Raw genomic sequence first — 15,253 nt, forward strand, 5'->3', positions numbered from 1 at the left:
CCGTCCATGCGGGTGCCGGGTCGACCGAAAACCGACGGTGTGGCGCCGGGCACGGCGGGAAGACGATGCCCGGGAGCCGGGGTGAGGGTCCATCGGATCCGTCCGGCGGCAGAGCCGGTGGCCCCGCGGTCGGGCCCGGTGGGCGTCAGCCCGTCCGCAGCACGTGCCACAGGCCCGCCGCGAAGACCGCGGTGACCCAGGTCCACAGCACGGAGAGGGCGATGTGGCCGGCGGTGCGCAGCGCGTCGCCGCGCCACAGCCCGGGTGAGAAGTAAGCGAACTCCAGGAGCCAGCGGATCCCCCAGAAGAGGACCTGCCCGGCGAGCAGCGCGGTGCCGAGCGGCGTGCCGGCGAGCAGGTCCGGCGCCAGGCAGAGCGGCAGCAGCCCGAGCAGGACGCAGGTCAGCGCGATGAAGAACAGGTGGGCGTAGGAGACCTGGCGGGTCAGCAGGGTCGTTCCGGCCAGGTCGGCGGGCCAGCCGATCACCCGCGGCAGCAGGGCGTGGAACAGTCCGACACCCACCAGGACGGCGCCGACCAGCCTCAACTGACCTTCCAGCGACAGCAGCTCGTTCACGAGGCCGCCTTCCGGAAGGCGAACGCGGTGACCAGGCCGGCGATCCGGCGCTCGCGGGCCGTGCGCAGCCCGGCCTCGGCGGCGTGGCCCAGCCAGGTGCCGCGCGACAGGAAGTGCCAGGCGCCGGGCCCGTACACGGCCGTGTTGGCGCCGTCGCGCAGGTGCTCGACCAGCAGCAGGGTGCCGCCGGGGCGCAGCACGCGCGCGCACTCGCCGAACAGGGCCGTCCGGTCGGCGGGGCGGCGTAGCTCGTGGGCGGCGAAGAGGCAGACCACGGTGTCCAGGGCCGCGCTCGCGGCGGGCAGCGCGTCCGGGCGGCCGGGCCGGGCGCCGGGGGCGGGCGGCGCGTGGCGGCGGGCGCGGCGGATCGAGCCCTCGGTCATCAGCTCGGGGTCGAAGAGGTCGGCGATCAGCTGCCGGCCGTCGGGCCAGCGGGCGGCGATCGGCCCGCTGGCCTCGTCGAGCCCGGTGGAGACGACCAGGTGGTCGCCCGGGCCGTCCGGCAGGAGGTCCGGCAGCCAGTCGAAGGAGCGCAGCTCGGAGCGGTCGTAGACGCTCCAGGTGGCGAGCGTGCTGGTGGCGAGCAGGCCGGCCGCGCCCAGCGTGCCGGTGCGCACGAGTGCGGCGGGCGCCCCCGTGAGCCGCCGGGAGAGCCCCCAGCCGGCGGCCGCGGCGGAAATCCCCGCGGCGTAGAGCGGCCAGTTGAACATGGCGACCTCGCGGACGCCGGAGAACCGCTGCTCCGGCCGGGCGGTCGTGCCGGTCACCGGGCCGCGCCCGTCAGCGCGCGGCGGCTGCCCGCCTCCCAGCCGTAGTCGACGTCCGCGACGTGGAAGGCGTTGGCCAGCTGCGGGGTGCTCCCGGCGAACGGGCCGTGGTCGAAGAACGTCAGCCGGGGCACCTCGACCGTCACCGGCACCGGCTCCCACCGGGTGCGGGCGGCCTTCACCACGATCATGGACCGGGTCTGCGGCTCGTACTCGAAGGTGTAGGGCAGTGGACCGGCGAAGCGGCGGGCGGCGCGCGCGTCGGCGAACGGGCTGCCGGCGGGCAGCGGCGCCGGGCCGCTCGCCAGGTCCGCCCGCACCTCCAGGTCGGCGCGGCCGTCGCAGCTGAGCACCTTGAACTCCAGGGTGTCGCCGACCACCCGGGTGCCGATCCGGGCGAGGCGGTAGTTGTAGCGGGAGAACAGGTTGCCGCCGGTCACCATCAGCCGGTGGTCGGTGTCGCTGCGGAGGATGCGCAGACCGCGCATGGTCCGCCCGCCGGGGGTCGGGAAGCGGGTGAAGACCCGGTAGCCGGTGAGCACGAAGTCGCCGCCGAACCGGGCCGGCAGCCCGGCCGGGCGCAGCCCGCGGGTGTCCACCAGGGCCGCGGCGACGAACCCGTGCGCGGTGCCGTCCGGGGCGGTGTAGGTGTCCAGGTCGAGCCCGGGCGGCACCAGGGGGGCGAGCAGCTCCGGCGGCAGCGCGTAGGTGAGGACCAGCGAGTGCGCGAAGCGGGTCCTCATCGGGAAGGGGTGGCGTTGCAGCAGGTGCCTCACGGCAGGCTCCTCCGGGTCGGGTGGTGCGGTGTCTGGTGGTGCGGTGTCTGGTGGTGCGGTGGGGAGGAGGGTTCGAGGGGCAGTCGGACCACCCGGACGACGCCCCAGAGCATGGATCGGTCCTCGGCGGCGGCGCCCGGACCGCCGGGCCCCGGCTCCCGGATGCTGCGCAGGACGGCGACGCCGCCCGGGCGCACGGCGTGCCGGACGGCCTCCCGCAGGCGGTGGGCGAAGGCGGCGCCCGGGCCGTCCAGGACGTTGGAGAGGGTGACGGCGTCGTACGCGCCGTTCGGCGAGCGCTCCAGGTGCTCGACGACGTCTCCGGCCAGCAGGCGGACCGCCGGGGTTCCGGCGCGGGCGGACGGTTCGCCATCGGGTCGGCCGCCGCCGACCGGTTCGCGGCCGAGCGGCGGGGCGAGGGCCGGTTCACCGCCGACCGGTTCGCGGCCGAGCAGCAGGCGCCAGGCCCAGGGGTTGGCCGCGTTGGGGTACCGGGTGAGCCCCCGTCGGAGACGGGTGCGCAGCACCGTGTCGGCGCGGCGCGGCAGGACGCCGCAGAAGGCCGGGCGCACCCCGCCGACCAGTGCGCCGGCCGGGCGCAGCACGCCGCCCAGCAGCAGTCGCAGGCCGGGGCCGTCGAGTTCCCGGTGCCAGTGCCGGGCCTGCTCGGCCGGATCGTCCAGCCGCAGGAACCGCTCCAGGGCCGCCGGGCGCCAGGCCGGCAGGACAGCGCCCGCGGCGGCCCGGCCGGCGGCCAGCAGCCGCTCGGCGGAGCCCGCCACGGCGGGCGCTCCGTCCTCCAGCCGGGCACGGGCGTAGGCGAGCTGCACGGGGTTGAGGTCAACGGCGGTCACCCGGTAGCCGGCCGCGGCGAGGACGCCGGCGGTGTCGCCCGCCGAGGCGATGCAGAGCACCCGGGCGCCGGGGGGCGGGAAGGCCGCCAGCTCGACAGCAGGGTCCTCGTACATCCGCCCGAACAGCACGCGGGGCCGGGTCTGCACGGTGAACAGCCGACCCTCGGCCCACGGGGTGTCGCTCGCACCCGCCCGGGTCCCGCCGTCCCGGCCCGCACCTACGCGGCCCGCACCCACCCGGCTCGCACCCCTCCGGTTCCCGCTCATGTGGCGAGGAGGGCTGTCGGACGGTGGACCCGGTGGCCCGCGGCCACCGTCCAGATCAGGGCGAGGAAGGCGAGGTCCTGGACCACCAGCCGACCGGGCTCCGGAATGCGGTCGGCGCCGAACAGCAGCCCGCCCGCGTTGAATCCGACCACCAGCAGGGTCTGCACCCCGGCGGCGAGCCGGGCCCGGCGCCCGCTGAGCACCCACACCCCGATCGCCAGCTCGGCGAGCCCGATCGCGATCAGCAGCGGCGTCACCGCCGCCTCGGGCAGCAGCGGCACCCCCTCGACGATGCCGCGTTGGTCGGCGCGGCCGGGAAAGATCTTGCACCAGAGGCCCTCGTAGCCCCACATCAGCGCGACCGCCACAGCGGCCAGCCGGTTTCGCCAGCTCTCGGGCACGACGGACGCCCCCCTCTCGATGCTCCGACACCCCGACGCCAGCCGCGCCGGGGCACCACAGGGCGGCCGAGACCTCCTCGGTCGGCGGCCCGTTCCCTGCCGGGATCATCATGGCGAACGATTTGAACATGTTCAACTCGCTCGCGGAGCTCACCTGCGGAGGCCACCCCGGGAACCATCCGGGGAGGTCCCCCAGGGAGCCGCCCGGGGAAGCGGAGCACCACCACCCGGACCTCCCGGACGGGCGCGCCCGTGCGACATCCCGCGAGTTCTCGTGAGCCCCGCTGAGCGACCGAGGCCGCGGCCAGGGCTCCCTCCTCCTGCGAGTGCCCCTCCCGGGCCGTGACGTAACTTCGGGATTCGGGGCTTGAGGAACCCATGCCAGATCGTGCGCCAAGGCCGGATCGCCGCCGTGGGCACCTGACGGAGCGCCGGCACCGGGGCGGTGGGGAAGTCGTCCCACACCTCCACCGAGGCGAACGGCCGACCCTCGCCCAGGCCCCTACTCAAGGGGTGCACCCGCGGACCCGTGTTTGCCACCCACCGCCACCCCGGTCCCGGCAAGGTCGTCGGCCCGCGCGACATCTGCCCCGGCACTGGGCTCGCCCGCCTCTCCTGCAGGCCCGCGCGCCGCTGGACGAGCACACTGCACTACGGGGACCCGGTACGGGCTGGGACCTGCACGAGTACCGCCACTCCGGCCCGGCCCACCTCGGCGACACCGGCGCGAGCCTGCTGATGCTGGCGGCCAAGTCCCGGCACAAGAAGCCGGAGAACGTCCGACGCTACTTCAAGCCTCCCCCGGACGCGATCGCCGAGGTCACCAGCCGGCTCGCCCCAGGCGACAGCAAGCGGTAAGTGCCCACTCGGTCCAGCCGGCACCTCCGGGAACTATTCAGTATTTTACCAGAATAGTAATGGAAAGTCATATCGACTGCCGTGATGGAAAATTGCCTACCTGTTCGCTATGTTGGCAGCCATGACTGCGCGTGCTGAATTAATTGTCGAATCCGGTGAATTGCGGCTGTGGACCGAACGGGTCGGCGCCTCCAACGACCCAGCGGTCCTGATGGTGATGGGTACCGCCTCACCGGGCATCGGATGGCCGGACGAGCTGGTGGATGTGCTGGTCGCGGGTGGTCGCCAGGTCATCCGCTACGACCATCGCGACACCGGCCGGTCCAGTTGCGTGGACTTCACCACGCACCCCTACGCGTTGGCGGACATGGCCGCCGATGCGACGGCGGTACTCGACGGCTACGGGGTAGCTGCCGCGCACATCGTTGGAGCGTCTCTGGGTGGCGCCATCGGCCAATGGCTGGCCGTGCACCGCCCTGAACGCGTGCTGACCCTGACCGCGACAATGACCGGCCCGATGGGCCACAGTGCGGGCCCAGCCTGGGCGCGCGCCATGGCCGGCCAGGCGCCCGACCCAAGCGACTTGCCACCGCCCGCAGCCCGCTTCCTGACGCACCTTGCACAGCGCGCCGCCCTCCCGCAGGGGACTCGCGACGAGTACGTCACGGCGAACCTGGAGACGTGGCGTGTGCTCAACGGCGACGTCCTTCCGTTCGACGAGCCTGCCGCTCGGCGCTTCGCGCAAGCCTCCTTCGACCGGACCAGTAACCACACTGCGGCCCTCAACCATGACCTGGCCGGCCGTCACATGACCGAAGACCGTCTGGTGCCGCTATCCTCGATCAAGGCCCCGACACTGGTCGTACACGGCACCGAAGACCCCCTCCGCCCGCTCCCGCACGGCCGCGCCCTCGCCGAGGAAGTCCCTCACTCCCGATTCCAGCAGATTCCGGGAATGGGGCACTCATTGTTCTCGCCCGGACTTCCTCGACAGATCGGCGAAATAATTCGCGAGCACATTGCATAGAGAGCGGAACGTCGAGCAGGACTTCCGTCAACGCGCCATCATAAATGCCGCCTGACGGAGCTCATCCCTCATCGGCGGCGAACGCCTGGTCGGCGCCGGTCCAGGAGAACACCTCCAGCAGCACCTCGGGCAGGTCCACCCGCGGGAGCATCGCGTTCACCGCCGCCCGCAGCTCCAGCAGCGAGGCCGGCTCCGGCTCCAGCCCAGCGAAGTGCAACCGACCGTCATCTGTCAGAAACCCGACCGCCACAACGGCCCTCTGAAGATCGACAACATCGACCCGCGAAGGTTCAACCGCACGATCAGCCCTGGTCAACGGCCTCCCGAGACCGACCGGGCCTTAGCGCACGATCTGGCATGGATGTTCCAAGCGCCGCATCAGCCGACCTCGGCGAGCACGTGGCCCGGTGCCTCGGTGCCAGCGTCGGCGGTCCGTTCGCCGTCCGGGCCCCAGGCACCGGCGGCGCCGCAGCCCACGCCGTCCTCGTTGTTGCCGAGGACGTTGCCGAGCACCACGTGGAGACCGAACTCCCGGGCCCGCACCGGATAGACCTTCTCGAACGAGTCGTTGTCGGCGGAGAGCACCGAGCTCGCCAGGTAGACGGTGCAGCCGTCGGCGGCGGCCCGCTCGGCGAGCTCCGGGAAGCGGTTGTCGTAGCACGTGGCCAGCGCGAACCGGATGCCCTCCAACTCGAAGCGGCCGTCCCGGCCACCCGCTGCGAAGACCTCCTGCTCGATGCCGTACAGGTGCTGCTTGTCGTACTGGGCGAGAAGTCCGCCGTCCGGACCGATGACGAGCGAGGTGACCGTGGGCCGACCCTCCGCCGTGTGCACGGGACCGTTGACGACCGCCGCCGCCGAGACGAGGCGGCACGCCTCCCGTACGGGTTCGAGGCGGGCGTCGTCCTCGGTGAGGACGAGGCCGGGGGTGTCGCGGATCAGCGTCGGCTCGTAGCCGGTCACTGCGAGCTCGGCGAAGACGACCATGCGGGCGCCGTCGGCCCCTGCGGCCCGGATCAGCCCGGCAATGGTACGGACGTTGGCGTCGATGTCCCCGGCGACCGGGGCAAACTGGGTGGCTGCGACGATCATGGCCTCCATCATCGCCGACGACCGGGCCGCGGAAGAACCCGGGCCCCACAGGACGAGAACGCGCTGGAGATCACGGAAAGTCACCGCCGCGCTCAGCAGCACCGACAACTCGCGACAGTTGAATACGCGAGCCCACCAGTATCAAGCCCCGTCAGCCGCTCGGCGCCGCACCTGCGATCGGCGGCCCGGCCGCCGATCGGGCCGTCCCCACCCCGGCGGGACCGGTGGGACCGCAGGCACCGCCCGCCCCGACGCCACCGACGGAGCGTTCCAGGGCGTCGGTCAGCCACAGGTGGGCCAGCCCGAGAGCGGACGCGTCGCCGCCGGCCTCGGCCACCAGCCGCCAGTAGCGGCGCATCCGCGGGTCGCGGTCGGCGGCCACGTGGGCCAGCAGCCGGCCCCTGAACCGCGGGGTGTCGCCGCCGCCGCGCACCGCGGCGTGTGCCGCGACGAACCGGTCCAGCTCGGGCCCCGCCCGGGGCGGCTCGCCCGCCCGCACCAGGGGCCGGGCCAGCGCACACGCCTCGCCGATCCCGTTCATCAGCGCGGTCCGGTCGGCGACCAGTTCGGCGTCGGCCCGCGCCATGGACAGCAGGATGCGGGTCAGCGCCCGGTCACCCGCCAGCGCGAACAGTTCGGCGAACGCGACCACCTGCGGCGGGGTCGGGTCGGCGGGCGGCTCGGGCACCGCCATGGCCACGAACGCCGTCAGCACCGCCCCGGGCACCGGGGCGGGAAGCGTCCGCCTCCAGAAGTCGATCAACGCGTCGCGGGCGGCGCCCCCGTTCTCCACCGCGGCCAGCAGCTCCAGCCGGCCGGCCCGGTCCGCCGGCCCGGCCTCCTCGACCGCGCGCAGCGAGGCCCGCCGCCAGGACAGGTCCGCGATCCGCACGTCGAGCGCGGCCCGCTCGACCGCCACCGCCTCGGCCACGGAGCGTTCGCCGTCGAGCACGTGCCTGATCGAGGGCAGTCCCAGCCCGAGCCCGCGCAGCCGTCTGACCAGGCCGAGCCGCTCCACGGCCGCCGGGTCGAACCTGCGGTGCCCGCCCGTGCTGCGCACCGAGTCGACGATGCCCTCGTCGCAGTAGAAGCGGATGGTCCGCACCGGCACACCGGTCAGCCGCGCCAGCTCGCCGATCCCGAACGTCTCATCGAGCAAAGGCACTTGAACCTCCACCGGACTGGAGGTCCTACCGTACCGGCGACACCCACCGAGAGGAGCGTTCGTGATGACGTCGACGCCGGACACCGCACGGCTCGTGGCGGGCCTGCGGGAGCAGACCGCAGGCTTCACCCGCGCGATCGCCGGAAGGGACCCGGACACCCCGGTGCCCACCTGCCCGGCATGGCCGCTGCGCACCCTCGTCGGGCACCTCGGCCAGGAGCACCGGTGGGCGGCCGAACTCGTCCGCAGGCGCGAGCAACTGCCCGTCCCCGACCCGCGGGAGGCCGACCCCGGCGCCCCGGAGGGGTGGGCCCGGTGGCTGCACGAGGGGGCGGAGGAGCTGATCGGCGCGATCCGGCGGACCGGCGCGGACACCCGGCTGCCCACCTTCATCGGGCCCCGGCCGGCGGCCTTCTGGCTGCGCAGGGCGCTGAGCGACACCTGCGTCCACCACTACGACGCGGCGTCCGCGACGGACACCGCGTTCGTGGTCGCCGAGGACCTCGCGGCCGATGTGATCAGCGAGAACCTGGACCTGCTGTCCACGCCCGGCTTCGCGGCGATCCGACCGGCGGTCGCCGAACTGCGCGGCCGGGGCGAGCGGATCGGGTTCCGGCCGCAGTCCGCGGAGGGCTGGGTGATCACCAGGGCGCCCGAGGCGCTGCGGTGGGAGCGCGGGCCGGTCGAGGCCGACGTGGTGGTGTCGGGGGCGGTGGTGGACCTCGTGCTGGTGTTCTCCCGCCGGGTCCCGCCGCAGGACGGCCGGGTGACGGTGACGGGCGACCGCGCGCTGCTGGACCACTGGCTGGCCCACACGGCGCTCTAGGTCCTGCCGGGCCGCCGGGTCCGCGCGGGAGCCGTAGCCACAGCCGCAGCCGTCAGGCGGTCACCACGGGTACGCCGGCCGGGCGTCCGGCGAGCAGCGCCGCGATGTGGTCGGCGCAGCGCAGGGCCGCCGTGGCCATCGCGGTCCGGGTCATCCCGGCGACGTGCGGGGTCAGCAGGGCGTTGGGCAGACCGAACAGCGGCGAGGCGAACGCGGCGTGCTCGTGCTCGAAGGTGTCGACGGCGGCCGCGGCGAGCGGATGCGCGGGGTCGCGCAGCGCGTCGGCCAGCGCCTGCTCGTCGACGATCCCACCGCGGGCGGTGTTCAGCAGGATCGCCCCCGGCCGCATCAGCGCCAGCTCCGCCCGGCCGATCAGGCCCCGGGTCTGCGCGGTGAGCGGCAGGTGCAGGGAGACCACGTCACTGGTCGCCAGCAGCCCGGTGAGGGAGGCGGCCCGCGGCACCCGGTCCGGCTCGGCGGGGCGGCGGGCGAGGCCCTGGACCGCCAGGCCCAGGGCTTTCGCCCGTTCGGCCAGCGCCCGGCCGATCCGGCCCAGGCCGACGATGCCCAGGGTCAGCTCCGACAGCTCCACCGCGGGCGTTTCCGATGGACACCAACTGCCGCGGTGCGCCGACTCGTTGTGGGCGACGAGGGATCTCGTCACGGCGAACAGCTGAGCCAGGGCGAACTCGGCGACCGCGTTCGCGTTGGAAGCCGGGGTGTGGGTGACGGCGACCCCGTGCCGGGCGGCGGCGGCCAGCTCGACATGGTCGGTCCCGGCCCCCGCCCGGCCGATCACCCGGAGCCGGTTGGCCAGCGCGGGATCGGTGGCCGCCGCCAGGAACGCGGCGCGAAGCGGCACCCCCGCCCGGGACTTGACCGCGTGGTAGCCGATCCCGCCCCGGACGGTCTCGGCGATCAGCGCGGCCTCGTCGAAGCCGTCGATGTCGGTGAAGTCCACCCGGCCGGCCCAGGCGGCCCGCACCCCGTCGTGGTCGGCCACCCGCCGCAGGTTCAGTGTGACGGCCAGTCCGTGGCCGAGCAGGCGTTCCAGCTCCCGGCCGAGCAACTCGCCGGGAGCCGCGTCCAACAGCAACACTCGGGCCCGTTCCATACCGGCGACCCCCTCTCCCCGCACGGACCCTACTGCGTACCCGGCGCCAGTCGTGCACGCACCGGTCACGCGACCCGAAGCCGGCGCCCTCCACCCGTCTGAAGGGCGCCCACGGACCGGTGGGCGCGGCGCTGTCAGGCTGCTCACACCCGCACGTCGCCCACCGCCCGGCGCGGCCGGGATGCGTAGGGTGGATCTTGTCCGGTGTGCGGCGGCGTCTGGGGGTGGGCAGGGCGATGGCTACGGGAAGTGCGACCGGCTTGACGGCACGGCAGTTGATCGGGTTGCTGGTGGATCCGGGGAGCTTCCGGAGCTGGGACGAGCCGACCGGCGCCGAGCCGGCCGACGACGGGTACCGGGCGGCGCTCGCCCGGGCCCGGGAGCGGACCGGGGCGGACGAGGCGGTCGTCACCGGGGCCGGGCTGCTCGACGGTCGGCCGGTGGCGCTGGTGGCCTCCGAGTTCGGGTTCCTCGGCGGATCGATCGGGGTCGCCACGGCCGAACGGATCACCCGGGCCGTGGAGCGGGCGACGGCCGAGCGCCTGCCGCTGGTCGCACTGCCGGTCTCCGGCGGCACACGGATGCAGGAGGGGTCGGCGGCGTTCCTGTGCATGCTGCGGATCACCTCCGCCGTCCAGGCGCACCGGGCCGCCGGACTGCCGTACCTCACCTATCTGCGCAACCCGACGATGGGCGGGGTGTTCGCCTCCTGGGGCACGCTCGGGCAGCTGGTGTTCGCCGAGCCGGGGGCGCGGCTCGGGTTCCTCGGACCGCGCGTCTACGAGGAGCTGCGCGGCGTGGAGCTGCCGGCGGACGTCCAGCGGGCCGAGACGCTCGCCGGGCGCGGGCTGGTCGACGCCGTGGTGGCCCCGGATGAGCTGCGGGAGGTGCTGCGGCGCTCACTGTCCGTACTGACCAGGGGGCCGGGGCCGACCCGGGCGGACCGGCCGGCGGAGAAGAGGACGACAGAGGAGAAGAGGACGGCGCAGGACAAGGGGACGGCGCAGGACAAGGGGACGGCCGAGGAGCAGGAAGCCTCGCAGGCCGCCCGCCCGGCGGGTCCGGACTCCCCCGACTCCTGGGACTCCGTGCAGCGCACCCGCCGCCCCGACCGGCCCGGCACCCGCGAGCTGCTGCGCCGCGGCACCGAGGAGCTGGTCCTGCTGGACGCGCCGGGCGGCCGGGACGGCGCACTGGTGCGGGCGCTCGCCGTGCTGCACGGGCACCCCGTCCTGGTGGTCGGGCAGGAGCGCGCGCCCGCCGGCCGGGAGCGCCCCTTCACCGCCGCCGACCTGCGCGCCGTCCGGCGGACCGCCCGCCTCGCCGAGCAGCTCGGGCTGTCGCTGGTGACGGTGGTGGACACGGCGGGCGCGGAGCTGTCCGCCCAGGCCGAGCTCGACGGGGTGGCGATCGAGATCGCGCACTGCCTGACCATCCTGCTCGCGCTGCGCACCCCGGTCCTGGCCGTCCTGCTCGGCCAGGGTTCGGGCGGCGGCGCGCTCGCCCTGCTGCCCGCCGACCGGGTACTCGCCGCCGAACACGCCTGGCTGGCGCCACTCCCGCCCGAGGGCGCCTCCGCGATCGTCCACCGGGACGGCGCGCACGCCGCCGAGCTCGCCCGGGCCCAGGGCATCGGGGCCTTCGACCTGGCGGAGGTCGGGCTGGTGGACACCGTCGTCCCCGAGCGGCCCGACGCCGCCGAGGAGCCCGCGGCCTTCTGCGACCGGCTCGGCCGGGCGGTCGGCGCGGCGCTCGACGGGCTCACCGGCGTACCGGAGGCGGAGCGGCTGGCCGCCCGGGCCCGGCGGCACCGGCGGCTGGGGGACGTACTCACCCGCTGACCCCTCCACCGGGGAGGCCACGCCGACCCGCCGCAGGAGCCGGGGGTGCACGGCGTGGGTCCCGGTCTCGGCGCGGAACCCGGCACTCGCCGGAGCGCGGTGTGGCCCCGGTCTCAGCAGAGCGCCTGGGATTCGTCGGTACCGGTGTGGCCCCGGTCTCAGCGCCGCACAGATCGTCTGTACCCGGTGTGGCGGCGCCGCATCGGCTGGTGATGGCCGGGGGCGGCCGCCCGGTGAGTGCGCTCACACGGAATTGCCCTCCACGACGCGCGGTAGTGGAGGGCAGCAGACACCGCCGACCCGGCGCCGCACGCCCGCTCGCAGCCCTTCGAATCCACGGCACGGCGGTCTCGTACGACGGTGGGTCGTAGCAAGGGGGCCTTGGCGACGGCCCCTGCCGTCTGCCAACAATGGCTCAGTCGTCAGCCGCACCGGCACCTGTCCCGCCGGGCTGCGGCTATTCGCCGAGTCACGCCCCGTGATCCGCATTGGCCCCTGTCCGGCCGCGGATCGAAATGGGGCGTGACACCGGCCCAACCTGATTGAGGTCTTCTTCTTCATGCCCGCTTTCAAGCTCCGTATGCGCACTTCCGCCGCTCTTCTTGCCGGCGCCGCCGGTCTGACCGCGCTGGGCGCCGGCCTGGTGCCCGCCACCGCCTCGGCCGCCACCGTGTCCCCGCAGGCCATCGCGGCGCAGATCGTGCCCGCCAACCAGCTCGCCTCGTTCAACCAGATCATCTCCCACGAGTCCAGCTGGAACGTGACCGCGACCAACCCCAGCTCGGGCGCGTACGGCCTGGCCCAGGCGCTGCCGGGCTCCAAGATGGCCTCGGCCGGCGCGGACTGGAAGACCAACCCGAAGACCCAGATCAAGTGGGCGCTGGACTACATGAACACCCGCTACGGCAGCCCGAACGCCGCCTGGTCGTTCTGGCAGAACCACCACTGGTACTAAGCCGACACGGCACCAAGACCCCACCCACGTCCAGACCACTCCCCGCCACCCCGGGGGTCGGACAGGGACCACCGGGGTGACCGAGGGGCCCGGCCCGCGCGCGATCCGCGCGGGCCGGGCCCCTCGTGTGTGCCCGCACGGCCACCGACGGCACGGACGTACCCGCACAGTCACCGGCGGTACGGATACACCGCACACCCCTCGACGGCACGGACGCACCGCGCACCCCTCGGCGGTACGCGCCGGTCGGATATATTCAGGCCGAGACAAAGTCCCGATGCTCGGGCCCCACCCGACCCGGCCCGAGGAGCACCCGGTGCCCCAGCCCCCGCGCAGTACCGCGTCCCCGCGACCGGCCGGCTCCGCCCGCCCCCCGGCGACCGCCACCACCCAGACCGTGGCGCAGGTCAACCAGACCGTGCTGCTGGAGGTGCTGCGCCGGCACGGCGCGCTCTCCCGGCAGCAGCTGGCCGTCGAGAGCGGGCTGAGCACCGCGACCGTGCACCGCCTCGTCGAGGTGCTCCGGGCGGAGGGCCTGGTGGTCGTGGAGGCCGAGCGGGCCCCCTCCAGCGGCGGCCGCCCGCCGCAGCTCGTCCGCTACAACGCCGGCGCGCAGACCGTGCTGGCCGTGGCGATGCGCCCGCGCCGGATCGTCGGCGTGGTCACCGACCTGCACGGCACGGTGCTGCACGAGATCGAGCACCACTGGGCCGAGCAGGAGCGCGAGCGGACCGCCGAGGACCTGTCCGGACCGCTGCTCGCCGTCGTCGACGGCCTGCGCGGCTGGGCCGCGCGGCAGGCCGGCGCCCCGCGCGCACTGGTGGTCGGCGTCCCCGGGGTGGTCCGGGACCCGACCGGACTGGTCGAGTTCGCCCCCGCCCTGGACTGGCCCGGGCTGCGGCTGCGCGCCCTGCTCCAGGAGCGGCTGGGCGTCCCGGTGGCCGTCGAGAGCAACGTCAACCTGGTCGCCCTCGCCGTCCAGCACAGCGAGGCGGGTGCCGGGGTGAGCGATCTGGCGGCCGTCGTGGTCGGCATCGAGGTCGGCGCCGGGATCGTCCTCGGCGGCCGGCTACACCGCGGCCGGCTGGGTTCGGCCGGCGCCCTCGGCCACCTGATGACCGACCGCCGCGCCCTGGACCGCCCGCTGGGGCGCACCGGCGACACCCAGTCCCGGATCGGCGACCACGCGGTGGACCGGCGGATCACTGCGGCAGGCCTGAGCCTCGGCGGCACCTCCGCCGAGCGGGTCGCCGAACTGTTCCGACTGGGCCGCGCCGGGGATCCGGCGGCCGTCCGGCTGATCGACGAGTTCACCGACGACCTGGCCCAGCTGGTGGCCAACCTCAGTACCGTCCTCGGTCCCGAACTCATCGCCCTCGGCGGGCGGTTGTTCTGGGAGAGCGGCGGCGAGCTGCTGTCCGCGGTGGAGTCCCGGCTGCAGGGGCGGGTGCCCGTGCTGCCGCGACTGGTGGTGGTGCACTCCACCACCACCGAGCTGGTCGGCGCGGCCGCCGCCGCCGTCCGCCTCGCCGACGGGGCGACCTTCATCACGCGCTGAGCACCGGGGCACCTGCCGGGGTACACACGGGGTGCGCACAGGGACACTCGCAGCGGTCCGTACAGGGACACACGTAGGGGCACCCACAGGGACACGCACAGGGCACCACTATTTCTCAATGTGATAGAAACTCATCCGTGGGCACTCGACCAAGGGAGACCCGGATGTTCGCGGCCGCCTTCGCGATGGACCCGGCGCGGTTCGCCGACGTGTACGGACCGGAGGCGCGCGCCCGGGTGGCCGCGCAGGCCGAGCTGGTCGCGGACCCGGCCGACCGGGCCGGGGTCTGGAGCGCCGAGCGGCTGGCCGCCGAACCGGACACGGCCGCATCGGCACTGCACGACGTCGAGGTCCTGCTCACCGGGTGGGGCGGGCCCGTGCTGGACGCCCGGATGCTGGACCGCCTCCCCCGGCTGCGCCTGGTCCTCTACGCCGCCGGGTCGGTCCGCCGGATCGCCACCGAGGAATTCTGGGCGGCCGGCATCCCGATCGTCAGCGCCGCGCACGCCAACGCCCTGCCGGTCGCCGAGTTCACCGTCGCCCAGATCGTCTACGCGCTCAAGGACGGCTGGCGGCACGTGCTCGCCGCGCGTGCCGCCCGGGCCCCCGTCCGGGTCGGCCGCGCCCCTGGCGCCTACGGCAGCGTGGTCGGCGTGCTCTCGCTCGGCGCCACCGGCCGCCTGGTCTGCGAACGGCTGCGCGGCTACGACGTCCAGGTCCTCGCCCACGACCCGTACGCCGAGGCGCCGCCGGGCGTCCGGTCCGTGGGCCTCGACGAACTCTTCGCCACCGCCGACGTGGTGAGCGTCCACGCGCCGCTGACCGCGGAGACCAGGGGCCTGGTCGGCCACCGGCTGCTCGCCTCGATGAAGCCCGGTGCCACCCTGCTCAACACCTCGCGCGGGGCCGTCCTGGACGAACCGGCCCTGCTCGACGTGCTCGCCCGGAGGCCGGACCTGTTCGCCGTGCTGGACGTCACCGACCCGGAGCCGCCGATCCCCGGCTCACCGCTCTTCACCCTGCCCAACGTGGTGGTCACCCCCCACCTGGCGGGCAGCCAGGCCCTGGAGCGGCGGCGCCTCGGCGACCTGGTGGTGAGCGAGTTCGAGCGCTGGACGGCCGGCGAGCCGCTGCACTGGGCGCTCGACCGGTCCGCCTACGAGCGGATGGCCTGA

The 15,253-nt window shown here is 74.6% G+C and carries 15 protein-coding genes and 1 pseudogene; 7 read left to right on the forward strand and 9 right to left on the reverse strand.

Annotated elements, in window-relative coordinates; all coding sequences use genetic code 11:
- Window positions 1–145 precede the first annotated feature (145 nt).
- From ACFVVX_RS24615 to ACFVVX_RS24635, 5 genes are all read right to left on the reverse strand, one after another.
- A complete protein-coding gene (locus ACFVVX_RS24615) occupies window positions 146–577 on the reverse strand; it encodes a hypothetical protein (RefSeq protein ID WP_387948762.1) in 432 nt (143 codons plus the stop codon).
- Window positions 574–1,344 (reverse strand): class I SAM-dependent methyltransferase, encoded by a 771-nt coding sequence (locus ACFVVX_RS24620; protein WP_387948763.1) that lies wholly within the window; start codon window positions 1,342–1,344, stop codon window positions 574–576. The genes ACFVVX_RS24615 and ACFVVX_RS24620 overlap by 4 nt, the downstream gene beginning before the upstream one ends.
- A complete protein-coding gene (locus tag ACFVVX_RS24625) occupies window positions 1,341–2,120 on the reverse strand; it encodes a DUF2071 domain-containing protein (protein ID WP_387948764.1) in 780 nt (259 codons plus the stop codon). Before ACFVVX_RS24625 ends, ACFVVX_RS24620 begins: the two co-directional genes overlap by 4 nt.
- The gene (locus ACFVVX_RS24630) at window positions 2,117–3,121 is read right to left on the reverse strand and encodes a DUF3419 family protein (RefSeq protein ID WP_387948765.1); all 1,005 of its coding nucleotides are present in this window, start codon (window positions 3,119–3,121) and stop codon (window positions 2,117–2,119) included. The genes ACFVVX_RS24625 and ACFVVX_RS24630 overlap by 4 nt, the downstream gene beginning before the upstream one ends.
- Before the next feature lie 116 nt (window positions 3,122–3,237).
- Complete coding sequence (locus tag ACFVVX_RS24635; protein WP_387948766.1) at window positions 3,238–3,642, reverse strand: DoxX-like family protein; 405 nt, start codon at window positions 3,640–3,642, stop codon at window positions 3,238–3,240.
- Window positions 3,643–4,144: 502 nt separating this feature from the next.
- Between ACFVVX_RS24635 and ACFVVX_RS24640 the strand changes: the two are divergent.
- Window positions 4,145–4,500, forward strand: a pseudogene (locus ACFVVX_RS24640) (site-specific integrase); the annotation flags it as partial.
- A gap of 121 nt (window positions 4,501–4,621) precedes the next feature.
- A complete protein-coding gene (locus ACFVVX_RS24645; protein WP_387948767.1) occupies window positions 4,622–5,527 on the forward strand; it encodes an alpha/beta fold hydrolase in 906 nt (301 codons plus the stop codon).
- A 61-nt stretch (window positions 5,528–5,588) separates the two neighbouring features.
- Here ACFVVX_RS24645 and ACFVVX_RS24650 read toward each other — a convergent pair whose 3' ends face one another.
- The 3 genes from ACFVVX_RS24650 to ACFVVX_RS24660 form a co-directional block, all read right to left on the reverse strand.
- Window positions 5,589–5,744, reverse strand: a complete 156-nt coding sequence (locus tag ACFVVX_RS24650; protein ID WP_387948845.1) for a hypothetical protein — start codon at window positions 5,742–5,744, stop codon at window positions 5,589–5,591.
- A gap of 161 nt (window positions 5,745–5,905) precedes the next feature.
- Window positions 5,906–6,619 carry a carbon-nitrogen hydrolase family protein gene (locus ACFVVX_RS24655; RefSeq protein ID WP_387948768.1) on the reverse strand — a complete coding sequence of 238 codons (714 nt, stop codon included), beginning with the start codon at window positions 6,617–6,619 and terminating at the stop codon, window positions 5,906–5,908.
- Between the two features lie 151 nt (window positions 6,620–6,770).
- Window positions 6,771–7,784 carry a MerR family transcriptional regulator gene (locus ACFVVX_RS24660; RefSeq protein WP_387948769.1) on the reverse strand — a complete coding sequence of 338 codons (1,014 nt, stop codon included), beginning with the start codon at window positions 7,782–7,784 and terminating at the stop codon, window positions 6,771–6,773.
- Between the two features lie 64 nt (window positions 7,785–7,848).
- Here ACFVVX_RS24660 and ACFVVX_RS24665 point away from each other — a divergent pair, with 64 nt between their 5' ends.
- Complete coding sequence (locus tag ACFVVX_RS24665) at window positions 7,849–8,610, forward strand: maleylpyruvate isomerase family mycothiol-dependent enzyme (RefSeq protein WP_387948770.1); 762 nt, start codon at window positions 7,849–7,851, stop codon at window positions 8,608–8,610.
- A 52-nt stretch (window positions 8,611–8,662) separates the two neighbouring features.
- On the opposite strand, the gene ACFVVX_RS24670 is transcribed toward ACFVVX_RS24665, so the two are convergent.
- A complete protein-coding gene (locus ACFVVX_RS24670; protein ID WP_387948771.1) occupies window positions 8,663–9,724 on the reverse strand; it encodes an NAD(P)-dependent oxidoreductase in 1,062 nt (353 codons plus the stop codon).
- A 236-nt stretch (window positions 9,725–9,960) separates the two neighbouring features.
- Here ACFVVX_RS24670 and ACFVVX_RS24675 point away from each other — a divergent pair, with 236 nt between their 5' ends.
- The 4 genes from ACFVVX_RS24675 to ACFVVX_RS24690 all read left to right on the forward strand — a co-directional run bounded on the left by ACFVVX_RS24675 (window position 9,961) and on the right by ACFVVX_RS24690 (window position 15,253).
- Window positions 9,961–11,565, forward strand: coding sequence for a carboxyl transferase domain-containing protein (locus ACFVVX_RS24675; protein WP_387948772.1), 1,605 nt, complete (start codon window positions 9,961–9,963; stop codon window positions 11,563–11,565).
- Window positions 11,566–12,145: 580 nt separating this feature from the next.
- Window positions 12,146–12,520: a transglycosylase SLT domain-containing protein gene (locus ACFVVX_RS24680; protein WP_387948773.1), complete on the forward strand. Its 375-nt coding sequence runs from the start codon at window positions 12,146–12,148 to the stop codon at window positions 12,518–12,520.
- A 316-nt stretch (window positions 12,521–12,836) separates the two neighbouring features.
- Window positions 12,837–14,078, forward strand: coding sequence for an ROK family protein (locus ACFVVX_RS24685; protein ID WP_387948774.1), 1,242 nt, complete (start codon window positions 12,837–12,839; stop codon window positions 14,076–14,078).
- 137 nt (window positions 14,079–14,215) lie between these two features.
- A complete protein-coding gene (locus tag ACFVVX_RS24690) occupies window positions 14,216–15,253 on the forward strand; it encodes a hydroxyacid dehydrogenase (protein ID WP_387948775.1) in 1,038 nt (345 codons plus the stop codon).

Source organism: Kitasatospora sp. NPDC058170 (assembly GCF_042883905.1).
Classification (GTDB): Bacteria; Actinomycetota; Actinomycetes; order Streptomycetales; family Streptomycetaceae; genus Kitasatospora.